Annotated in this window: 19 protein-coding genes; 6 read left to right on the forward strand and 13 right to left on the reverse strand. The window is 71.9% G+C overall.

What is annotated here, in order from left to right:
* Both ACH4E7_RS36840 and hisD read right to left on the reverse strand, forming a co-directional pair.
* On the reverse strand, positions 1-1,185 hold the full coding sequence (locus ACH4E7_RS36840) for a histidinol-phosphate transaminase (RefSeq protein WP_396253542.1): 1,185 nt from the start codon (positions 1,183-1,185) through the stop codon (positions 1-3).
* Positions 1,182-2,489 carry a histidinol dehydrogenase gene (hisD, locus tag ACH4E7_RS36845; protein ID WP_396253543.1) on the reverse strand — a complete coding sequence of 436 codons (1,308 nt, stop codon included), beginning with the start codon at positions 2,487-2,489 and terminating at the stop codon, positions 1,182-1,184. Before hisD ends, ACH4E7_RS36840 begins: the two co-directional genes overlap by 4 nt.
* A gap of 90 nt (positions 2,490-2,579) precedes the next feature.
* Between hisD and ACH4E7_RS36850 the strand changes: the two genes are divergently transcribed.
* The 3 genes from ACH4E7_RS36850 to ybaK all read left to right on the forward strand — a co-directional run bounded on the left by ACH4E7_RS36850 (position 2,580) and on the right by ybaK (position 5,469).
* Positions 2,580-4,157, forward strand: coding sequence for an oxidoreductase (locus tag ACH4E7_RS36850; protein WP_396253544.1), 1,578 nt, complete (start codon positions 2,580-2,582; stop codon positions 4,155-4,157).
* Between the two features lie 72 nt (positions 4,158-4,229).
* The gene (locus ACH4E7_RS36855) at positions 4,230-4,958 is read left to right on the forward strand and encodes an LON peptidase substrate-binding domain-containing protein (protein WP_396253545.1); all 729 of its coding nucleotides are present in this window, start codon (positions 4,230-4,232) and stop codon (positions 4,956-4,958) included.
* A 16-nt stretch (positions 4,959-4,974) separates the two neighbouring features.
* Positions 4,975-5,469 carry a Cys-tRNA(Pro) deacylase gene (gene ybaK / locus ACH4E7_RS36860; RefSeq protein WP_396253546.1) on the forward strand — a complete coding sequence of 165 codons (495 nt, stop codon included), beginning with the start codon at positions 4,975-4,977 and terminating at the stop codon, positions 5,467-5,469.
* Between the two features lie 115 nt (positions 5,470-5,584).
* On the opposite strand, the gene ACH4E7_RS36865 is transcribed toward ybaK, so the two are convergent.
* The 6 genes from ACH4E7_RS36865 to ACH4E7_RS36890 form a co-directional block, all read right to left on the reverse strand.
* On the reverse strand, positions 5,585-6,328 hold the full coding sequence (locus ACH4E7_RS36865) for a hypothetical protein (protein WP_396253547.1): 744 nt from the start codon (positions 6,326-6,328) through the stop codon (positions 5,585-5,587).
* 54 nt (positions 6,329-6,382) lie between these two features.
* The gene (locus ACH4E7_RS36870; protein ID WP_396253548.1) at positions 6,383-7,192 is read right to left on the reverse strand and encodes an ABC transporter permease; all 810 of its coding nucleotides are present in this window, start codon (positions 7,190-7,192) and stop codon (positions 6,383-6,385) included.
* Positions 7,189-8,187, reverse strand: coding sequence for an ABC transporter ATP-binding protein (locus ACH4E7_RS36875; protein WP_396253549.1), 999 nt, complete (start codon positions 8,185-8,187; stop codon positions 7,189-7,191). Before ACH4E7_RS36875 ends, ACH4E7_RS36870 begins: the two co-directional genes overlap by 4 nt.
* A 97-nt stretch (positions 8,188-8,284) precedes the next feature.
* Complete coding sequence (locus ACH4E7_RS36880; protein WP_396253550.1) at positions 8,285-9,547, reverse strand: NYN domain-containing protein; 1,263 nt, start codon at positions 9,545-9,547, stop codon at positions 8,285-8,287.
* A gap of 276 nt (positions 9,548-9,823) precedes the next feature.
* The gene (locus ACH4E7_RS36885) at positions 9,824-10,852 is read right to left on the reverse strand and encodes an aspartate-semialdehyde dehydrogenase (protein ID WP_396253551.1); all 1,029 of its coding nucleotides are present in this window, start codon (positions 10,850-10,852) and stop codon (positions 9,824-9,826) included.
* Between the two features lie 113 nt (positions 10,853-10,965).
* A complete protein-coding gene (locus ACH4E7_RS36890) occupies positions 10,966-11,853 on the reverse strand; it encodes a dihydrodipicolinate synthase family protein (protein WP_396253552.1) in 888 nt (295 codons plus the stop codon).
* A 72-nt stretch (positions 11,854-11,925) separates the two neighbouring features.
* Here ACH4E7_RS36890 and ACH4E7_RS36895 point away from each other — a divergent pair, with 72 nt between their 5' ends.
* Complete coding sequence (locus ACH4E7_RS36895) at positions 11,926-12,813, forward strand: LysR family transcriptional regulator (RefSeq protein ID WP_396253553.1); 888 nt, start codon at positions 11,926-11,928, stop codon at positions 12,811-12,813.
* A gap of 73 nt (positions 12,814-12,886) precedes the next feature.
* On the opposite strand, the gene dnaE is transcribed toward ACH4E7_RS36895, so the two are convergent.
* The 5 genes from dnaE to ACH4E7_RS36920 form a co-directional block, all read right to left on the reverse strand.
* Entirely contained in the window at positions 12,887-16,420 is a 3,534-nt protein-coding gene (dnaE, locus tag ACH4E7_RS36900; protein ID WP_396253554.1) for a DNA polymerase III subunit alpha, read from the reverse strand.
* 181 nt (positions 16,421-16,601) lie between these two features.
* Positions 16,602-17,699, reverse strand: coding sequence for a hypothetical protein (locus ACH4E7_RS36905; protein WP_396253555.1), 1,098 nt, complete (start codon positions 17,697-17,699; stop codon positions 16,602-16,604).
* A gap of 67 nt (positions 17,700-17,766) precedes the next feature.
* Positions 17,767-18,831 carry a hypothetical protein gene (locus tag ACH4E7_RS36910; protein WP_396253556.1) on the reverse strand — a complete coding sequence of 355 codons (1,065 nt, stop codon included), beginning with the start codon at positions 18,829-18,831 and terminating at the stop codon, positions 17,767-17,769.
* Between the two features lie 155 nt (positions 18,832-18,986).
* On the reverse strand, positions 18,987-19,220 hold the full coding sequence (locus ACH4E7_RS36915; protein WP_396253557.1) for a hypothetical protein: 234 nt from the start codon (positions 19,218-19,220) through the stop codon (positions 18,987-18,989).
* A gap of 17 nt (positions 19,221-19,237) precedes the next feature.
* Positions 19,238-19,600, reverse strand: a complete 363-nt coding sequence (locus tag ACH4E7_RS36920) for an ATP-binding protein (protein WP_396253558.1) — start codon at positions 19,598-19,600, stop codon at positions 19,238-19,240.
* Between the two features lie 176 nt (positions 19,601-19,776).
* On the opposite strand from ACH4E7_RS36920, the gene ACH4E7_RS36925 reads away from it, so the two are divergent.
* Positions 19,777-20,637: a helix-turn-helix domain-containing protein gene (locus tag ACH4E7_RS36925; protein ID WP_396253559.1), complete on the forward strand. Its 861-nt coding sequence runs from the start codon at positions 19,777-19,779 to the stop codon at positions 20,635-20,637.
* Position 20,638: 1 nt separating this feature from the next.
* On the forward strand, positions 20,639-20,830 hold the full coding sequence (locus tag ACH4E7_RS36930; RefSeq protein WP_396253560.1) for a DUF397 domain-containing protein: 192 nt from the start codon (positions 20,639-20,641) through the stop codon (positions 20,828-20,830).
* Positions 20,831-20,920: the final 90 nt, after the last annotated feature.

Genomic DNA, 20,920 nt, shown 5'->3' on the forward strand with positions numbered 1-20,920 from the left:
TTACAGCTCCTGACTGGCAGCGCGCGCGGAGCGCGCTCGATCAAGGGTGGGGGTGGGCCTGGGCCCCTCCTGCCCGATGGCGGGCAAGGAGGGAGGGAGGGCGGTGCGGACGGCGTCCAGGAAGGCGTCGTTCTCGGCGGGCGTGCCGGCGGTGACGCGCAGCCACCCGGGGACGCCGTTGTCACGGACCAGGACACCCTGGTCGAGGATGGCCTGCCAGACGGCGTGGGCGTCGGCGAAGCGGCCGAACTGGACGAAGTTGGCGTCCGAGTCGGTCACCTCCAGGCCCGCCGCCCGCAGCGCGTCGACCAGCCGGTCGCGCTCCTCCTTGAGCCGCCCGACGTACCCGAGCAAGGTGTCGGTGTGCTCCAGGCAGGCCAGCGCGGTGGCCTGGGTGACGGCCGACAGGTGGTACGGCAGGCGCACCAGCTGGACGGCGTCGACCACCGCCCGGTCGGCGGCCAGGTAGCCCAGGCGCAGGCCGGCGGCGCCGAAGGCCTTGGACATGGTGCGGCTGACCACCAGGTTGGGGCGGCCCTCGATCAGCGGCAGCAGAGAGGCGCGGTGCGAGAACTCGACGTACGCCTCGTCCACCACGACCAGGCTGGGCCGGGCGGCCTGCGCGGCCTCGTACAGCCGCAGCACGGTGTCGGCCGACACCGCCGTCCCGGTCGGGTTGTTCGGCGAGCAGATGAACACCACGTTCGGCCGGTGCTCGGCGATGGCGGCGAGCGCGGCGTCCACGTCGATGGTGAAGTCGTCATTGCGCGGGCCGGAGATCCAGGCGGTGCCGGTGCCCCGGGAGATCAGCGCGTGCATCGAGTACGAGGGCTCGAAGCCCAGCGCGCTGCGGCCGGGGCCGCCGAAGGTCTGCAGCAGCTGCTGGAGCACCTCGTTGGAGCCGTTGGCGGCCCAGACCTGCTCGCGCGTGACCGGGTGGCCGGTGGTGCGGGTCAGGTACGCGGCCAGGCCCTCGCGCAGCTCGACCGCGTCCCGGTCGGGGTAGCGGTTGAGGTTGCGGGCGGCCTCGGCGACCCGCTCGGCGATCCGGGCCACCAGCTCCTCGGGGAGCTGGTACGGGTTCTCGTTGGTGTTCAGCTGGACGGGCACGTCCAACTGCGGTGCGCCGTACGGGGACTGGCCGCGCAGCTCATCCCGGATCGGGAGGTCGTCAATAGCGGTCACGAGCCGGGAACCGTCCAATCGAACCGAGCCTTGATGGCGTCACCGTGACCGGGCAGGTCCTCGGCGTTGGCCAGGTTGACCACGTGCGCGGCGACATCCGCCAGCGCGTCCCGGTCGTACTCGACGACCTGGACGCCGCGCAGGAAGGTCTGCACCGACAGCCCGGAGGAGTGGCAGGCGCAGCCGCCGGTCGGCAGCACGTGGTTGGAGCCGGCCGCGTAGTCGCCCAGCGAGACCGGGGTCCAGCGGCCGATGAAGATCGCGCCGGCGTTGACCACCTTGGCCGCGACCGCGTGCGGGTCGCGGGTCTGGATCTCCAGGTGCTCGGCCGCGTAGGCGTTGACCACGGCGAGGCCCTGGGTCAGGTCGTCGACCAGGATGACGCCGGACTGCCGGCCGCCGAGCGCCTCGGCGACCCGCTCGCTGTGCTTGGTCTTCGCGACCTGCACGGCGAGCTCGGCCTCGACCGCGTCGGCCAGCGCCAGGGAGTCGGTGACCAGCACCGAGCCGGAGGTCGGGCCGTGCTCGGCCTGGCTGATCAGGTCGGCGGCCACGTCGCCGGGCAGCGCGCTGTCGTCGGCGAGGACGGCGATCTCGGTCGGGCCGGCCTCGGAGTCGATGCCGATCCGGCCGGCGAACAGCCGCTTGGCGGCGGCCACGTAGATGTTGCCGGGGCCGGTGACCATGGTGACCGGGGCGCACTCCTCGGTGCCCAGGGCGAACATCGCCACCGCCTGGGCGCCGCCGACCGAGTAGACCTCGTCGACGCCGAGCAGCGCGCAAGCCGCCAGGATGGTCGGGTGCACCCGGCCCCCGAACTCCTTCTGCGGCGGGGAGGTGACCGCGATGCCCTGGACGCCCGCCTCCTGGGCCGGCACCACGTTCATCACCACGGAGGACGGGTAGACCGCCAGCCCGCCCGGCACGTACAGGCCGACCCGCTCGACCGGCACCCAGCGCTGGGTGACCGTGCCGCCCGGCACCACCTGGGTGGTGTGCCCGGTGCGGCGCTGGTCCGCGTGCACGGCCCGGGCGCGGCGGATGGACTCCTCCAGCGCGGCCCGCACCTTCGGGTCCAGCGTCTCCAGGGCCTCGGTGAGCTGCTCGGCCGGGACACGGGTCGACTCCAGCCGGACGCCGTCGAAGCGCTCGGTGATCTCGATCAGCGCCGCGACCCCGCGATGGCGCACGTCCTCGGCGATCGGCCGCACCTTCTCCAGGGCGGCCGCCACGTCGAACTCGGCACGGGGCAGCAGGTCACGCGGGTCGTCGAGCGAGCCGCGGAGGTCGATTCGAGAGATCACGCCACCCAGTGTAAGGAGTGGCCGGAACCGCTGGTCCCGCATTTCAGTCCGTGATACGAAAGGCGAGACGACCGGGGGACGGGGTAAACCATGGCGGATTGCGCTCCAGAGGGCTGGACCGAGACCGAGCGGGAACTCTGGGAGGCCTTCCACCAAGGGGATGTGTTCGACCGCCGAAGTGGCCAATCCGACATCGACGACCCCTTCGGGGACACCCCGTGGGGGCCCGGGCGGACGGTCAGCGCCGAGGCGCTCGCCCACCTGCTGCTGGCCGGCCCGGAGGCGGCGCCCGGGCGTGTCGCCTCGCTGCGGATGAGCGGGGTGACCGTCACCGGCGCGCTCAACCTGGCCGGCGGCCACATCGACCGCTACGTCGAACTGCGCGGCTGCCGCTTCGAGCACAAGATCCTCATCTCGGAGGCCTCGGCCACCACCCTGCGCATGGTCGACTGCCTGATCCCCCGGCTGGAGGCCTCCCGGCTCGCCACCACCGGCGACCTCCATCTGGCCCGCTGCCGCATCCCCGAGGGCGTCCGGCTCACCGACGCCAAGATCGGCACCGACCTGCTGCTCAACCTGGCCGTCATCGGCGGCGACCGCTACGGCCGCGCGGTGTCCGCCGACGGGATGACCGTCCACCAGGACTTCGAGGCCGAACGCCTGGAGACCCACGGCGAGTTGAGCGTCCGGACGGCCCGAATAGGCGGCCGCTTCTCGCTCCGCGGCGCCCAGCTGTACGCCGACCCGCAGAACCGGGTCTGCCTCAACGCGGTCCGGCTCAACGTCGGCCACACCCTGTACCTGACCAGCTCCGCCGACGGCGGCTGGTTCGGCTCCCGCAGCTACTACGGCTCCGGCTACGGCCAGAACCCCCCGCCCGACGCCCCCAGCACCCCCTTCCGCGCCTACGGCCAGGTGCGCCTCTCGGACGCCCGCTTCGAGGCCGCCTGCCTGATCTCCGGCGAATTCCACCTGGAGGGTGACGACGAGCTCTCGCTGCGCCGCATCCACACCCCCGAGCTCCGCTTCACCTGCAAGATCCGGCCCACCGGCATGGTCTCGCTGTCCCGCGCCCGGGTCGGCAACCTGGTCGACTCCCCGGAGGCCTGGCCGCTCGGCAAGCACCTGCGACTGACCGGCTTCGTCTACGAGAACCTGCGCCCGGTCGGCCAGTTCACCGTCCAGCAGCGGATCGCCTGGCTCGAGGGCTCCGCGGTCGAGTTCCAGCCGGAGTCCTACGAGCAGCTCGCCAGCGCCCTGCGCCGCGACGGCGCCGACGACGACGCCCGGCAGGTGCTGTACGCCAAGCAGCGCCGCTGCCAGGAGACCCTGCCGCTGCCCGCCCGGTTCTGGGGCCGGGTCCAGGACGTCACCGTCGGTTACGGCTACCGTCCCGGCCGGGCGGGCCTGTGGCTGCTGCTCGCCTGGGCGCTGGGCAGCGTCTGGTTCGCCACCCACCAGCCGAAGCCGCTCAAGGCCGACGAGCACCCGCACTGGAACGCGGTGCTGTACACCCTCGACAAGCTGCTGCCGATCGTCGACCTCAACCAGGGCGCCTGGAACCCCGGCGGGACCTCCCAGTGGATCTCGGCCGGGCTGGTCGTGGTCGGCTGGCTGCTCGCCTCCACCGTCGTGACGGGCGCCAGCAGGCTGCTGCAGCGCGGCTGACGCCGTGGACGCACCGGCGGACGGCGTTAACCGGGCGACAAGGCCCGGGCTCGGGGAACTACGCTGTCCGCCGTGACAGAACGGCTGCCGCTCTTCCCGCTGAACACCGTGCTCTACCCGGGCCTCGTGCTGCCCCTGAACGTCTTCGAGGAGCGCTACCGCCGTCTCGTCGCCGACCTGCTCGAACAGCCCGAGGACGCGCCGCGCCGCTTCGGCGTGCTCGCCATCAAGGACGGCCGCGAGGTCGCCCCGGTCCGACCCGAGGAGGGCCCGGCCGGCCCGCTCGACGGCCTGGGCACCGTCACCGGCGACCCGCTGGAGGCGCTGTTCCACGTCGGCTGCGTCGCCGACGTCTCCTCCGCCCAGAAGCAGTCCGACGGCCGCTACGAGCTGCTGGTCACCGGCACCACCCGGTTCCGGCTGCGCTCGGTGGACGTCACCGGTCCGTACCTGACCGGCGAGATCGAGCCGATCGAGGAGCAGTCCGGCGAGGGCTCCGGCGCCCTGGCCTCCGAGGTCGAGCGGGCGTTCCGGGTGTACCAGAAACGCCTGGCCGGGGCGAAGGAGGCCACCACCATGGGCCGCCCGCAGCTGCCCGACGACCCGCAGGTGCTCTCCTACCTGGTAGCCGCCGCCTCGGTGTTCGAGACCCCGGTCAAGCAGCGGCTGCTCGCCTGCCCCGACACCGCCCAGCGGCTGCGCACCGAACTCGACCTGCTGCGCCGTGAGAGCGCCGTCCTCAGCTGGCTGCCCTCGCTCCCCGCGGTCGACCTCACCCGCCAGTCCTTCAGCCCCAACTGACGTAAGGCACCCCCGTATGGCCAAGAAGCCCAAGAAGGGCGGCCAGGGCACCCCGGCCACCATCGCCCTGGAGACCGCCGCCGTCGCCTTCACCGTCCACGCCTACGAGCACGACCCGGCCGCCGCCTCCTACGGCGGCGAGGCCGCCGAGGCCCTGGGCATCGCCCCCGACCGGGTCTACAAGACGCTGGTCGCCGACGTGGACGGCACCCTGACCGTCGGGGTGGTCCCGGTCGCCGGGCAGCTCGACCTCAAGGCCCTCGCCGCCGCCGTCGGCGGCAAGCGCGCCGCGATGGCCGACCCGGCCGCCGCCGAGCGCAGCAGCGGCTACGTCCGCGGCGGCATCTCCCCGCTCGGCCAGCGCCGCCCGCTGCGCACCGTGATCGACGCCAGCGCCCTCGGCCACCCCACCGTCTACGTCTCGGCGGGCCGCCGGGGCCTGGAGGTCGAACTGGCCCCCGCCGACCTGATCGCCCTCACCAAGGCCGACACCGCCCCCATCGCCCGGTAGAGCCCCCGGAAAGCCCCGGGAAAGCCCGGGAGAGCCCCGGGAACAGCGTGAGGCGGAAGGTCCCGGCCCGTACCCGACCGCACACCTTCCGCCTCGTCGGCCCCGCCCGAGGAACTCAGCTCTGCGCCCGGTCCTCCGGAGCCGCGTCCACCGGACCCACCCCTGCCCCGTACGAGCCCGCCGGAGTCCCCCAGTACGGCGGCGGGTCCTCCTCGCGCTTCCCGAACGCCGCCGACAGCGCCAGCAGCACCACCATCGCGGCCATCGGCCACACCAGCAGGGCGCCCAGCGCCCCCAGGTCGATGCTCGCGTCGAAGTGCCCGCCGTTGCCGACCCGCCGGGCCTCCCCGATCAGGTTGTCGCTCGGCCCGAGCCAGCGACCGAGCCGCCAGGCGCCGATCGACCCGAGCAGCCCGCCGACGGCCAGCCCCAGCGCGACCGCGATCCCGCCGCCGCGCTTGCGGGTCACCAGGAAGGCCCCGAGCGCGGTCAGGAACCCCGCGCCCAGCGCGATCAGCACGAACACGCCGTCGGCGCCCGCCCGCTGCTCGCCCTCCGGGTCCGCGTAGAGGATCCGGTCGCCGTCCACCAGCAGCGGCACCTTCGGCGCCAGCCAGGCCCACAGCCCGGCCATCACCAGCCCGACCAGCAGACAGACGACCACGACGCCCGCCCCGATCCGCAGCTCCGCCGGCAGCGGGTGCTCCACCACGGGCGGGGCCGCCAGCAGCCCCTCGGGCGGCTCCGTCGGCAGTTCCTCGTCCGAGACCGGCGGCGGCGCGAACGGGTCGGGTACGGCACCCGGCTCCGCCTCCACGTCGGCGTGGGCGGGATCCGGAGGTGTGTTCGGTACGGTCACAGGCCCCATCGTTTCACGACAGCCGCCCGAACGGCCCCACCCCCCGGGTACCCGCTACCGCGCGACCGCCCGCCGGTACGCCCAGGTGGCCAGGGCCAGCGACACCACGCCGACCGCCGCGCAGACCCCCAGGTCCGCCGCGACCATCGCCCAGTCCGGGTCCGGCGCGAAGGTCCGGGCGAAGGCCTCCACCCCGTACGTCGAGGGCAGCAGGTCCCGCAGCCACAGCACCGGCTGCGGCAGGTGGTCCACCGGCAGCACGCCCAGCAGCAGGGCCGCCGACATGCCGAGCTGCCCCAGCATCGTCGCGATCTCCTGCCGCGGCGCCAGCAGCCCGCAGGCCGCGCCCAGCCCGGACAGTGCGGCCCCCGCCAGTGGCACGACCGCCAGCAGCACCCACAGCTGCCCCAGCGGCAGTCCGAACATCACCGCGCCGATGCCCGCCGTGACCAGCGTCCCCGGCAGGGTGAACGAGGCGTACGCGCCGGCCACGCCGAGCACCACCGAGGCGGCCGGCACCGGCAGCGTCCCGTAGTGGTCCAGGCCCCCGGTGGCCCGCAGCTTCCCGAAGTACTGGGCGAGCAGGTTGAGCGCGACGAAGGCCACCACCAGCACGCTCGACCCGGCGACCACCGACCGCGCCGCCGAGGTCTGCCCGGCGTCCACGACGCCCCGCATCATCACCAGGATGCCGACGGACTGGAAGGTCGCCACGAACAGCAGCGGGATCCGCGCCACCTTGGCCCGGGCCAGCTGCGCCCGGTACACCGCGGCGAGCGAGGGCAGCAGCCGGGCGCCGGGGGCCAGCGGGGCGGGCCCGGCGGTCGACCGGTCGGTCCGCGGGGGCACCGAGAGCAACGTCACTTGGCCAGACCTCCGTGGCGGCCGCCCAGCTTGAGGTAGGCGTCCTCAAGGCTCGGGGTGGCGAGGGTGAAGTCGTCGAGGGCGGCGAAGGCCGGGCCGGTGGTGACGGCGGCGACCAGTTCGCGGGCCTGCTCGGGGGTGGTGCGGACGGTCCAGCGGCGCCCGGTGCGCTCGGCCCGTTCGGCCAGCGCGGCGACGGCGGGCACGCCGACCGGCGCCTCGTCCCGCCAGACCAGGTCCAGCCGGACGTCGCCGTCCACCAGCGCCTTGAGCCCGCCGGGCGTGTCGCAGGCGATCACCCGGCCCTCGTCCACCACGGCGACCCGGTCGAGCACGGTCTCCGCCTCGATCACGTTGTGGGTGACCAGCAGCACCGTCGTCCCGCGCTCGGCCCGCCGCCGGTCCACGGCCGACCAGACGGCCCGCCGGGCGACCGGGTCCATGCCCGTCGTCGGCTCGTCCAGGACGAGCAGCGGCCGCTCCCCCACCAGGGTGGCCGCGAAGCAGGCGAGCCGGCGCTGCCCGCCGGAGAGCTTGGCCAGCGGCCGTGCGGCGATCGGCTCCAGCCCGAGTTCGGTGAGCACCTCCGCCGCCTCGGCCCGGGCCTGCGCCCGGGTGAGGCCGCGCAGCCGCCCGGTGGTCTCGGCGGCCAGCACCACGGTCAGTTCGTCCAGCGCGGTGGACTCCTGCCCGAGGTAGCCGAGCAGTCGGGCGGCCCGCTCCGGGTGCCGCACGATGTCGTGCCCGAGCAGTTCGACCGAGCCGGAGTCCGGCCGCAGCAGCCCGGTGAGCTGGCGCACCAGCGTGGACTTCCCGGCCCCGTTGGGTCCGAGCAGCCCGAAGATCTCACCCTGCCGGACGGTCAGGCTGATCCCGTCGTTGGCCCGGACCTCGGTGGCGGCGGCGCCGCGGCCGGTGCGGTAGGTGCGGACCAGGTCGCGCACGGCGACGCACGGCGGGGTGTCCTGGGGTGCTCGCCCGGCCGTCTCGTTCACGACCGGAGACTCTACGCGCTCACACGGGCGAACCGGACAAGGGGGCCTGATCACCGGAAACCACCGGGACGCCCTACGGGACGGGCTACGGGACGGCCTAGTCGTCGACCACCATGGAGCCGCCCGGCACCCGGGCCGCCAACTCCTTCCAGAAGCCCGCCCGGATGGCGTAGCGGTCGTGCTCGTCGATCTGGTCGTCCTTGTGCGCGAGCAGCCCGAAGCGGGCCGCGTAGCGCAGCAGCTCGCCGTCGACCCGGTGCGGGATGCGCGGGTAGTCGGGCCAGAGCAGGGTGAGCCGTTCGAGGTCGCCGAGCCGGTCGCTCCAGCGCCGGGCGAAGACCTGCCCGACCTCGTGGGCGTCGCCGCCGATCGAGGTGATGTCCTCCTCGCGGTCGGCCCAGCGCTGCTCGGCGGTGGTCAGCTGGGCCAGGGTCGGCAGGCCGTCCCCGGCGGTGACGGACGGCTCCGGCGCGGGCCGGTCCACCCAGCCCCGGTCGGAGGACCACCGCAGCACCGGCCCGCCCGCCGCGTGCCCGGCGGCGGAGCCGTTGACGTGCCCGTTCGCCGCCGGGGTGACCGGCGCGACGGCGGCGACCCGCCCGGCCAGGTCCTTCGGCGTGGGCACCACCCGCAACGCCGCGGCCGGCTGCGGCCGCCCGTTCGCGGCGGGCGCCTCGGGCGCCGGGGCGCCGGCGGCCGGGTGGACCACCGGCGGCACCACGGTCGGCAGCGAGGCGGGCGGGGCCGCGAGGATCTTGGCGATCTCCTGCCGGGCGCCGCCCGCCCCGGGCGCCGGGAACACGGTGGAGCTGTCCCGCAGCGAGAAGGACCCCTCGATCCACTCGCGGTCCAGCACCCGCCGTTCGTCGGCCTCGCCGACCAGGTCCTCGGACTGGTTGAAGTCCCCGTCGGCGGCCTGCAGCGCCCACAGGTGCACGGCCACCCCGTGCTCCTTGGCGGTCATCATCCCGGGCAGGAGGTCCCCGTCCCCGGTGATCAGCACGACGTCCGCGCAGGCCCGGTTGCGCGCCAGCTCGGAGAGTTCGGCGTGCATCGCGGCGTCCACGCCCTTCTGCACCCAGCGCCCCTCGGCCCGGGTGAGGGCGCCCAGCCGTACGGTGACCCGGGGCAGGACGCGCAGCCGCCGGTGCTCGGGCATCGGGCGGCGGTCGGGGGCGGCGTCGAACCAGTAGATCCGCAGCAGCGGCAGCCCGGTCTCAGCCTCCGCACGCTCCCGCAGGGCGCTGATCAGCGCGGTGTGGTTCACGGTGACCTTGGAGCGGGAGGGGTCACCGGCGAGCAGGCTGGCGGCGGCGCCCAGCAGGTATCCGGCGTCCACCAGGACGACACAGCGGTCCATCTGCGCACCTCTTTCCGCTCGCCCTCGAAGGTCGGTCAGGGTGGGCGGTCCGCCCGTCGTCCGGGCGTGGTGGGGTGAGGGGCCCCCGGTGGCCGCCCGATCGTTGGGTCACCTTTTCCCCCAGGTTCGCGCCCCGAACCTCGGCAGATGTCCCGGTCCCGCAACAGCCGCCCCAATGAGTCGCAAAGAAACACGAAGGCGGGCCCTGATCAACGACAGGGCCCGCCGAACGTCACGGCCGGTTGCTCCGGGTCAGCCCCCGGGCACGGCCGGGTGTCAGCCCTTGAGCTCGGCGGCGACCAGCTCGGCCAGCTGGACGGCGTTGAGCGCGGCGCCCTTGCGCAGGTTGTCGTTGGAGACGAACAGTGACAGGCCGTTCTCCACGGTCTCGTCCGCCCGGATGCGGCCGACGTAGCTCGGGTCCCGGCCGGCCGCCTGCAGCGGGGTCGGGATCTCGGACAGCTCGACGCCGGGGGCGCCGGTGAGCAGCTCGACGGCGCGCTCGGGGCTGATCGGGCGCTCGAAGCGGGCGTTGATCTGGAGCGAGTGACCGGAGAAGACCGGCACGCGCACGCAGGTGCCGGAGACCTTCAGAGCGGGGATGTCGAGGATCTTGCGGCTCTCGTGGCGGAGCTTCTGCTCCTCGTCGGTCTCGTTGGAACCGTCCTCCACGATGGCGCCGGCCAGCGGCACCACGTTGAAGGCGATCGGCCGCTTGTAGACCTTGGGCTCGGGGAACTCGACGGCGCCGCCGTCGTGGGCCAGCGCGGCGGCGCCGTCCACGACCTTGGCGGCCTGGTCCTGCAGCTCGGCGACGCCGGCCACGCCGCTGCCGGAGACGGCCTGGTAGGTGGAGACGACGAGCGCGGCCAGACCGGCCTCCTCGTGCAGCGGGCGCAGCACGGGCATGGCGGCCATGGTGGTGCAGTTCGGGTTGGCGATGATGCCCTTGGGGCGGTCGGCGATGGCCTCGGGGTTGACCTCGGAGACCACCAGCGGGACCTCGGGGTCACGGCGCCAGGCGGAGGAGTTGTCGATGACGACGGCACCGGCCGCGGCCACCTTGGGGGCCAGGGCCTTGGAGGTGGAGCCGCCGGCCGAGAAGATCACGATGTCCAGGCCGGTGTAGTCGGCCGTGGCCGCGTCCTCGACGGTGACCTCGGTGCCCTGCCAGGGCAGCGTGCGCCCGGCCGAGCGGGCCGAGGCGAACAGCCGCAGCTGCTCCACCGGAAAGTTGCGCTCCGCCAGGATCTCGCGGACCACGCCGCCGACCTGGCCGGTGGCCCCGACAATGCCGATCTTCATTCCGACTACTCCTCTGAATGGTGCTGTCTACAGCCGCACGCTGCCCATCATGCCTTGTCACGCGGGTGGGGCGACCTGCTATTCCACGGTGTGAGAGGGGGCCCGGACAGACCCTACTGGTCCAGACCATTCGCGAGCTCAAGCGCGGCCGCGACCTCCGCCTCCCCGGCCGGCAGCAGCGGCAGCCGCACGTCCGGGGTCGGGATCCGGCCCTGGGCGTGCAGTACGCCCTTGGTCACCGTCGGGTTCGGCGCGGTGAACGCGGACAGCGCCAGAGCGGTCAGCCGGTGCCCGAGCGCCCGCGCCCGCTCGACGTCCCCGGCCCGCCAGGCCTCGTACAGCTCGACGAAGCGGCCGGTCGCCAGGTGCGCGGAGGCGAGGATGCCGCCGGGCGCGCCGATGGCCAGCATCGGTGCCAGGAAGGCGTCCTCCCCGGTGAGGAACGCGAACCCCTCGGGGGTGTCGGCGAGCAGCTCGGCGGCCGTCTGGTCCAGCCCGCCGGTCGCGTACTTGACGCCCACCACGCCGTCGATCGCGGCCAGTTCGCGCAGCGCGGCGGCGGAGAGCTGCTGCCCGGTGCGGTACGGGATGTGGTAGACGACCAGCGGCAGCGGGCTGCTCGCGGCCAGCGCCCGGAAGTGCGCCATCGTGCCGGCCTCGCCCGCCCGGACGAAGGACGGCGTGGTGACCAGTGCCGCCGCCTGTGGCACCCGCTCGCCGAGCGCGGCCAGCGCCTCGCCGACGGCCCGGGTGTCGCCGCCGGAGGCGCCGACGATCAGCTGCGCCCCGCGCGCGGCGCAGGCGGCGGCCGCGACGGCCACCACCGCGTCCCGCTCCTCGACGGTCAGCGCGGCGGGCTCGCCGGTGGTGCCGAGCGCGACCAGCCCGGCCGCCCCGGCGTCCAGGACCTCGTACGCGAGCTTCTCCAGCGCGTCGAGGGCGACCGAGCCGTCGGCGGCGAAGGGGGTGATCAGGGGGACGTAGATGCCCTTGAGTTCCATGTCCACGATCCTGCGGCCGCCGGATAGCGCAGGTCCAGTTCACATTTCCGACGCTTCTCGTAAGCTGAGCCGATGCTCGACGTCCGACGCCTGCGCCTGCTGCGCGAACTCGCCCACCTCGGCACCATCGCGGCCGTCGCCGAGGCGCTGTCCTTCAGCCCTTCGGCGGTGTCCCAGCAGTTGTCCGTCCTGGAGAAGGAGGCGGGCGTCCCGCTGCTGGAGCGCACCGGGCGGCGGGTCGCCCTCACCCCGGCCGGACTGGGCCTGGTCCGCCACGCCGAGTCCGTGCTCGCCCTGCTGGAGCAGGCGGGCGCCGAACTCGCGCAGGCCAAGCGGGGGTTGGCCGGCCCGCTGCGGATCGGCACCTACCCCTCGGCGGCCCGCGCGATCATCCCGGCGGTGCTCGCCGAGCTGGCCTCCTGGCACCCGGGGCTGGAGCCGATGGTCACCGAGGTCGACCCGGCCGCCGTCGGCGCGGCGCTGCGCGCGGGCGAGCTGGACGTCGCGCTGGTCCACGAGTACGACCTCGTCCCGACCGACCCGGAGCCCGGCCTCGCGGTCACCCGTCCGGTCTTCACCGAGCCGATGTACCTGGCCGCCCGCGCCCCGGCCACGGTCGCCGAGCAGCGCGGCGCGCCCTGGATCATGTCCTCGCCCGGCACCCTCTGCCACACCATGGCCGTCCGCGCCTGCGAGGCGGCGGGCTTCGCACCCCGGATCCGGCACCAGATCGACGACTTCACCACGGTGCTGGCGCTCGTGGGCGCCGGCCAGGGCGTCGCCCTGGTCCCCCACCTCGGCACGGCCCAACCGCCGCCGGGCGTCGTCCTCACCCGGCTGCCGATGTACCGGCGTACCCGGGCGGCGTTCCGGGCGGGCGCGGGCTCCCACCCGGCCATCTCGGCCTTCGTCTCGGCGCTGCACACGGCGGTGCCGCCGGGGCTGGGCGGCGGGTCCTGAGGATTCCCGAGGAACGCCGAAGGCCCGGGGCGCTGCGAGCGCCCCGGGCCCGGTTCCCGCGCCGGACAGGGCCCTAGACCGCCAGGCAGCTCGGCCCGAGCAGCTGCTTCAGGTCCCCGAACAGCGCCGGGTCCGACTTCACCCGGTGCCGGTCCAGCCGCAGCACCGTGGTCTTGTTCCGGCTCTCCAGCCGCACCCGCACCTCGGTGGTGCCCCGGTGGCTGCCCAGCACCTCGCCGAGTCGGGCCACCAGCGGCGGGGTGACCTTCCCGCTCGGGATGTTGATGGTGATCGGCGCCTCGGCGTGGGCGTTCGACAGGTCCGGGACGGAGAGCTCCATGCCCATCAGCCGCGGCACGTCCTCCCGCTTGTCCAGCTTGCCGCGGACGAACACCACGGCGTCCTCGACCAGTTGGGAGGAGACCAGCTGGTAGCTCGCCGGGAAGAACATGCAGTCGATCGAGCCCGCCAGGTCCTCGACGGTGGCGATCGCCCAGGCGTTGCCCTGCTTGGTCATCTTCCGCTGGAGGCCCGAGATGATGCCGCCGATGGTGACGATCGTCCCGTCCGGCCGCTCCGCGAGGTCCGCCACCGCGCAGTCCGCCTTGTCGGCGAGCACGTGCTCGATGCCGTGCAGCGGGTGCGAGGACACGTACAGGCCGAGCATCTCCCGCTCCTGGGTGAGCAGGAAGGACTTCTCCCACTCCTCCTCGGAGAAGACGACGTCCAGCCCGAAACTCGGCTCGTCCGAGGCCGTGTCGCCGCCGAAGAGGTCGAACTGCCCCTCGGCCTCCTTGCGCTTCACCCCGACGACGTTGTCGATCATCGGCTCGAACTGCGCGCTCAGGCCCTTGCGGGTGTGCCCGAGCGAGTCGAAGGCGCCCGCTTTGATCAGCGATTCGACGGTCCGCTTGTTGCAGACCACCGACTCCACCTTGTCCAGGAAGTCCGGGAAGGAGGAGAACTTCCCCTTGGTCTTCCTCGTGCGGATCATCGAATCGACCACCGGCCCGCCGACGTTGCGGATGGCGGTGAGGCCGAAGCGGACGGTGTCGTCACCGTGCGGGGTGAAGTCCGAGTCCGACTCGTTGACGTCCGGCGGAAGGACGTTGATGCCCATCTTGCGGCACTCGTTGAGGTAGACCGCCGACTTGTCCTTGTCGTCCTTGACGGACGTCAGCAGACCGGACATGTACTCGGCCGGGTAGTTGGCCTTGAGGTAGGCCGTCCAGTACGAGACCAGCCCGTACCCGGCGGTGTGCGCTTTGTTGAACGCGTAGCCGGAGAAGGGGACCAGGACGTCCCACACCGCCTGGATGGCCGCGTCGGAGTAGCCGCGCTCACGGCAGCCCTTCTGGAAGGGGACGAACTCCGCCTCCAGGATCTCCTTCTTCTTCTTACCCATGGCCCGGCGCAGCAGGTCCGCCTGGCCTAGCGAGTAGCCGGCGAGGATCTGCGCGGCCTTCTGCACCTGCTCCTGGTAGACGATCAGGCCGTAGGTGGGCCGGAGCACCTCCTCCAGGGGCTTCTCCAGCTCCGGGTGGATCGGGGTGATCTCCTGCTGACCGTTCTTGCGCAGCGCGTAGTTGGTGTGGGAGTTGACGCCCATCGGGCCGGGGCGGTACAGCGCCAGAACGGCCGAGATGTCTTCGAAGTTGTCGGGCTTCATCAGGCGCAGCAGCGAGCGCATCGGCCCGCCGTCGAGCTGGAAGACGCCGAGCGTGTCACCGCGGGCGAGGAGTTCGTAGGTCGGCTTGTCGTCCAGGGGCAGATCAAGCAGGTTGATCTTGATGCCCTTGTTCTTCTCGATCGCCTTGACGGCGTCGTCCATGATCGTCAGGTTGCGCAGGCCGAGGAAGTCCATCTTGAGAAGGCCGAGGCCCTCACAAGTCGGGTAGTCGAACTGCGTGATGGTGACGCCGTCGGTGTGCCGGGTCCAGACCGGGATGTGATCGGTCAGCGGCTCGGCGGACATGATGACGCCGGCCGCGTGCACGCCGGGCTGGCGGATCAGGCCCTCGATACCGCGCGCGGTGTCGATGACCTTCTTCACGTCCGGGTCGGTCTCGTACAGCCCGCGGATCTCGCCCGCCTCGCCGTAGCGCGGGTGGCTGCTGTCCGTGATGCCGGAGAGCGGGATGCCCTTGCCCATGACGTCCGGCGGCATCGCCTTGGTGATGCGGTCGCCCATCGCGTACGGGTAGCCGAGGACTCGGGAGGAGTCCTTGATGGCGGCCTTCGCCTTGATGGTGCCGTACGTGACGATCATGGCGACCTTGTCGGACCCCCACTTCTCCGTCACGTAGCGGATCACATCACCGCGCCGGCGCTCGTCGAAGTCGATGTCGACATCGGGCATGGAGATGCGCTCGGGGTTGAGGAAGCGCTCGAAGATCAGGCCGTGCGGGATGGGGTCGAGGTCGGTGATGCCCATCGCGTACGCGACCAGCGAACCGGCCGCCGAACCACGGCCCGGGCCCACCGCGATGCCCTGGCTCTTGGCCCACATGATGAAGTCCGCGACCACGAGGAAGTACGCCGGGAACCCCATCTGGATGATGGTGTCCATCTCGTACTCGGCGAGCTTCTTGTGCTCCTCGTCGTACCCGCCCGGGAAGCGCCAGTCCATGCCCTCCCAGACCTTGGACTTGAAGAAGTCCGCCTCGGACTCGAAGCCCTCCGGGATCGGGAAGCGGGGCATCAGGTTCTTGAACTTGAACATGCCCTCGGTGTCGACCCGGGAGGCGACGAGGATCTGGCTGTTGCGGCAGCCCTCCTGCCAGGCGTCCGAGGAGTCCAGCGCGTACATCTCGGCGGCGGACTTGATGTAGTAGCCGGTGCCGTCGAAGCGGAAGCGGTCCGGGTCGGAGAGGTTCTTGCCGGTCTGGACGCAGAGGAGCAGGTCGTGGGCGCCGGCGTCGGCCTCGGTGGTGTAGTGCGAGTCGTTGGTGACGACCGGGGGGATGTTCAGCTTCTTGCTGATCTCCAGCAGCCCGTCGCGGACCCGCTTCTCGATGTCGAGGCCGTGGTCCATCAGCTCCAGGAAGTAGTTCTCCTTGCCGAAGATGTCCTGGTAGTCGGCGGCCGACTTGACGGCCTCGTCGAACTGGCCGAGCCGCAGGCGGGTCTGCACCTCACCGGACGGGCAGCCGGTCGTCGCCATCAGGCCGCCGGACAGCTCGGAGATCAGCTCCTTGTCCATCCGGGGCCACTTCACCAGCCAGCCCTCGGCGTAGGAGCGCGAGGTCAGCTTGAAGAGGTTGTGCAGGCCCTCCTTGTTCCGGGCCCAGATGGTCTTGTGGGTGTACGCGCCGGACGCGGAGACGTCGTCCTTCTTCTGGTGCGGCTGACCCCACAGGATGCGCTTGGTGTTGGAGCGGGACTCCGGGGCGACGTACGCCTCGATGCCGATGACGGGGGTGATCCCCGCGTCGGTGGCCTGCCGGTGGAACTCGGCGGCGCCGTACATGTTGCCGTGGTCGGTCATCGCGACATGGGTCTGACCCAGCCGCTCGACCTCCTTGAACATCTGCTTCAGCCGGGCGGCACCGTCCAGCATCGAGTACTCGGTGTGGACGTGCAGATGCGCGAACGGCTGGTCGCTCAAGGCGGGGCCTCCGGAGGCTCTGGTGCTGGGCTGGTGGGCCGGCGAACGTGCAGGTCACAGGGGTTACCCCTGGAAATGGATGTGGCCCGAACCGCCTCGCGGGGTCCGGACCATCACTCACACGTTCACGCGTCCACTCTAGCCCCCTTCGAACGCCTTCCTCGCGTGGCCGGAAGGGCGCCTAGGTCAGCCCGGCGAGTCGCGCTGCGGCGGCTGTGCGGACCTCCGGCTCCTCCATCGGATCGTCCCGGAGGTGGGCCAGGCGGTCGCGCACGTGAGGGCGGTCGGGGGCATGGCGGACGGCGAGGAGGCGGGCGTCGTCCTGGCAGTCCCAGAGCGATTCGGCGTACGCCGTGTCCAGGCCGGCGGGGTCGAGCGCGGCCAGGGCTTCGAGGTAGGCGGGGCGCTCGTAGGAGTGCGGGGTGAGCATCCAGTAGCGGCGCAGGAGAGGGACGGCTTCGGCGGCTGCGGCGGCTGCGGCCTTCGTGCCGAAGTGGGCCAGGCCGCGCGCCATCCGCTCCGGACCGCACCAGGTGCCGTCCGCCCAGTCCCGCTTCAGCTCGGCGACGAGGGCGGGGATGTCCTGCTCCTCGCCGTGCTCGGCCAGGACGGAGAGGCCCTGCCACGCCAGCCAGCGGGTGTCGGAGGCCGCCCAGTCGCGGGCGGCGGGCACGGCAAGGGCGCCGAGCTTCCGGATGTTGCCGATCAGCAGCACCAGCGGGCGCTCGCCGTCCGCCGTGACGAGGGAGGGGACGAGCGGGATGAGGCCGGGCTCCGGGGCGCGGCGGCGGAGGACCCTCAGGGCTTCTGTCTTCTGGTCCTCCGACGTGTCCGGGTCGGCCAACAGGGCGAGGAGCTTCGGGATCTCCAACTCGGCCAGGGGGTTGGGCGGTTGTTGCTTCTTCCGGATGTCCGGCCAGGGTTCCTGCTCCCGGACGTGCGTCCGCACGGCCTCCTGGGCCTCCTCGGATCCACCGCGCGCCAGCCGCTGGAGGATCTCGGCGGCCCGGTCGCTGTCGTACTCGTCGCCGGTGGTCAGCACCTCGATGACCGGGCCGAGCGGCAGCTCCAGGTCGCGGAGGAGCCGGGCGAGGTAGAGGGAGCGGTCGTCGACGAGGCTGTCCCAGCTCCACTCCCGGCGGACGCAGGCGTAGACCAGGTCGGCGGCGGTGGCGGGATCGGCGGCGGCCCTGAGTGCGCCTTCTCCTCGGCCGCGTTGGAGGAGGCCGAGGAGAGTCTTCGGCGGTGCGTAGTGGTCCTCTTCGGTCTCCTCCGGCATGCGGCCCATCGTGCCGCAGCCCTCGGTGTGCGGCAGGTGATTTTTCCGGGCCGGGCGTGAGGGGTTCCTAGGACCCGGCCAATCGCGCCGCGGCGGCACTTTTGATCTCCGGGTCCTCCATCGGGTCGTCCCGGAGGTAGGCGAGGCGGTCCCTTACTTCGGGCCGATCCGGCGCATGCGCGACGCCGAGCCGACGGGCTTCGGACTGGCAGTCCCAGAGCGACTCGGTGTACGCCTCGGCCATCCCGGCCGCCCCCATCGCCGCCAGTGCCTCCAAGTAGACATGGCGCTCGTACGAGTGCGGCGTCCACAGCCAGAAGCGACGGAGCAGCGAGACCGCGTCGGCCGCCTTCGGGCCGAACCGCATCAGCCCGTGCGCGATGACGTTCGGCCCGGACCAGGTGCGGTCCACCCAATTCCTCTCCAGCTCGGCGAGGAGAATCGGGATGTCCTGGATCTCCCCGTGCCGGGCCAGCACCCCGACCCCGGTCCAGGCCAGCCAGCGGGTGTCGGAGGCGGCCCACTCACGGGCAGCCGACAGAGCGCGGGTGCCGAGCTTGTACACGGCAAGGGACAGCATCGGCAGTGGGTGCTTGCCGTCCGCCGTGCCGAGCGACGGGACGAGTGGGGCGAGCGCTGCGTCCGGTTCCCGTTCGTAGAGCACGCGCAATGCGTTGATCTTCCGGCCCTCCGATTCGGCGGGGTCGGCCAGCAGGTCCAGCAGCGCGCCGTTCGGCCACTCGGTCATCGGATCCGGCTGCTCCGCCTTCTCCGGGCCGTCCTCCCGCTGCTCTTCTTCCTTGGCCTGCACCCGCAGGGCCTCCCGGGCCTCCTCCGAACCGCCGAGCGCCAGCAGCTCCAGCACGCCGGTGGCCCGGTCCCGGGTTTCCTCGCCCAAGGCGAGCATCTCGATCACCGGCCCGAGCGGCAGCCCCAGGCCCCTGATCAGCCGAGCGAGATAGAGGTGTCTGTCATCGACCTGTGGGTCCCAGCGCCATTCCCAGCGGATGCAGCCGTAGACCAAGTCGGCGGCCGAAGCCGGGTCCTCGGCGGCTATCAGCGCGCCCTGCCCCCGGCCACGCTGCAGGAGGCCGAGGAGGGTGTTCGCCGGTGCGTAGTGGTCGATGTGCATGGGGTCCATCGTGCCCGCAGCCCCCGGCGCACGGGCGGCGGGGGCCGGCGGGGGTCAGGCGTCCTCGTCCGGAGGGGACGCGCGGAGGGCGGTGATCACGCCCAGGGCGACGGTCGCGAACGCGAGGGAGAGGAGGACGGCGAAGGCCGCCCCGATCAGGAATCGCACGGACGGTCCCGCTCGGCGTCGAGGAGCAGGGTGAGGAGGTTGAGGAGGGTCGAGACCGGCGCCGTGTTGAACCGGACGAGGACCCGCCCGTCGAGCGTGCGGTCCGTCGAGGCCGACGGCCAGACCAGCCCGAACTTCTTGCCACGCTCGTGGAGTTCACCGAGGAGAGCGAGGACGTGCTCGTCCCGGTAGCCCCGGATGCGCGGATCCGTCGGCGTCATCGGCCGACGCCGACGCTTCACGCGACGGAGTCCAGCTCGAACCAAACGAGTTTGCCCCTTTCCTGGAGGTCCACGCCCCAGCGGTGCGTGAGGCCCTCCACGAGCTGGAGCCCCCGGCCCGACTCCGCGAGGAGGCCCGGCATGCACCGCTCCGGCATCGTCGGGCTCTCGTCCGCGACGGCCACCCGGAGCGTGCGGTGGATCGCGAGGATCTGGACGACCGGCGCGGGGGTGGCGCCGTGCCGCCAGGCGTTCACGAGGAGTTCGACGAGCGCGAGCTCCCCGTCGGCGATCACGGCGGGCGGGTACCCGACCCGCCCCATGGCGTCCCGGAGGGACTGCCGGGAGATGGCGAGCGAGGGCGTGTTGAGGTTACGCATGGGAGTGCTCCCGAGATGCGAAGAAACTGCTTGACAGCAGCCGGAGTTGACGATCCATCGGATCGATGTGACACCGACCATAGCGCAGAACTACTTAATTTTAGGTTGCTCCGCCGAAGTTCCCTCTCCCGAGGGACAGATGGCCCCATCGAGCGCTGGCGAGGCAGACTGACTCCATGCCTGGTCGTCAGAACCCAACCCTTCGTCAGCGCCGTCTGGGCGCCGAGCTACGGAAGATGCGCGAGCAAGCCGGCCTCGGCGGCAGCCAGCTCGCTCGCACACTCGGAGTCAGCCCTGCCCAGGTGACGCAGTTGGAGAACGGAAAGACCAGCGTCAGCGCGGACCGACTCCGAACGATCACGGCAGCCTGCGAGGCTGACAACGATCCACTCATCGACGCCCTCAACGGCATCATCAGCACGCGCGGAAAGGGCTGGTGGGAGAAGTACCGCAACCGTCTCCCTGACACTCTTCTCGCATCTGCCGAACATGAGGACTTTGCTACAGGCGTGATCAGGTCTTGGACCTCAGCTATCATCCCGGGTCCTTTGCAGACTGAGGACTACGTGCGAGGGGTATTCAACCGCCAAATCCCTCCGCTTCCGGCCGACGAACTCGACCTACGCATCGAATTCCGTTCGGAGCGCAGAAGGAAGGTGCTTCAGCACCCACGCAAGACACTTGAGGCCTTTGTGCACGAGTCCAGCCTGGTCACACGCTTCGGAGGCACCGATGTGCTGCGGAACCAGCTCCTCTCCCTGATTGACGACTCTCTCAGGGAGGATGTGAGCATCCGCGTCGTCCCCTTCGCCGCTCACACCTATCCAGGACCGATCGAGAACCTCGTCTACTCATTCGGGGAGGTTCCCGAGCTTGACACGGTCGAGGTGGAGTTGTCGCAGGGCCCGGCCTTCGTCGATGATCCGAGCGAGCTTGTGTCCTATCGCAAGGTCTTCGGCCGCATCGAGCGAGCCGCCCTCAACGACGAGGATTCGCAGGACCTTATCCGGCAGACAGTCGAGAAATTGAAAGGCTGAGATGTCTCAGAATCAATGGCAGAAGTCGTCCTTCAGCAGCTCCGGCGACAACTGCGTGGAGGTCCGTACCTCAGACGGGGTGATCGAACTCCGCGAGTCCGACGAGGGCCACCTCATCCTCCGCACCGCCCCCACGACCTTCGCCGCCCTCCTCCAAGGCATCAAAGCCGGAGAGTTCGACCACCACGCCTAATGGGATTCGACGGGCCGTGAGGGAGACTACGGCCCGTAGCCGCCAGCAGGTGAGCACTACTCTCACCGGAGCCGTTTGAGCTCTGTTGTC

This window comes from Kitasatospora sp. NPDC018058, assembly GCF_044327205.1.
Classification (GTDB): domain Bacteria; phylum Actinomycetota; class Actinomycetes; order Streptomycetales; family Streptomycetaceae; genus Kitasatospora.

Excerpts from the sequence above, each read along its gene's own strand:
- ACH4E7_RS36850 (WP_396253544.1), top strand. The coding sequence starts at position 2,580 with ATGGCGGATTGCGCTCCAGAGGGCTGGACCGAGACCGAGCGGGAACTC.
- ybaK (WP_396253546.1), top strand. The coding sequence starts at position 4,975 with ATGGCCAAGAAGCCCAAGAAGGGCGGCCAGGGCACCCCGGCCACCATC.
- ACH4E7_RS36880 (WP_396253550.1), bottom strand. The coding sequence starts at position 9,547 with ATGGACCGCTGTGTCGTCCTGGTGGACGCCGGATACCTGCTGGGCGCC.
- ACH4E7_RS36885 (WP_396253551.1), bottom strand. The coding sequence starts at position 10,852 with ATGAAGATCGGCATTGTCGGGGCCACCGGCCAGGTCGGCGGCGTGGTC.
- ACH4E7_RS36890 (WP_396253552.1), bottom strand. The coding sequence starts at position 11,853 with ATGGAACTCAAGGGCATCTACGTCCCCCTGATCACCCCCTTCGCCGCC.
- ACH4E7_RS36895 (WP_396253553.1), top strand. The coding sequence starts at position 11,926 with ATGCTCGACGTCCGACGCCTGCGCCTGCTGCGCGAACTCGCCCACCTC.
- ACH4E7_RS36905 (WP_396253555.1), bottom strand. The coding sequence starts at position 17,699 with ATGCCGGAGGAGACCGAAGAGGACCACTACGCACCGCCGAAGACTCTC.
- ACH4E7_RS36910 (WP_396253556.1), bottom strand. The coding sequence starts at position 18,831 with ATGCACATCGACCACTACGCACCGGCGAACACCCTCCTCGGCCTCCTG.
- ACH4E7_RS36915 (WP_396253557.1), bottom strand. The coding sequence starts at position 19,220 with ATGACGCCGACGGATCCGCGCATCCGGGGCTACCGGGACGAGCACGTC.
- ACH4E7_RS36920 (WP_396253558.1), bottom strand. The coding sequence starts at position 19,600 with ATGCGTAACCTCAACACGCCCTCGCTCGCCATCTCCCGGCAGTCCCTC.
- ACH4E7_RS36925 (WP_396253559.1), top strand. The coding sequence starts at position 19,777 with ATGCCTGGTCGTCAGAACCCAACCCTTCGTCAGCGCCGTCTGGGCGCC.
- ACH4E7_RS36930 (WP_396253560.1), top strand. The coding sequence starts at position 20,639 with ATGTCTCAGAATCAATGGCAGAAGTCGTCCTTCAGCAGCTCCGGCGAC.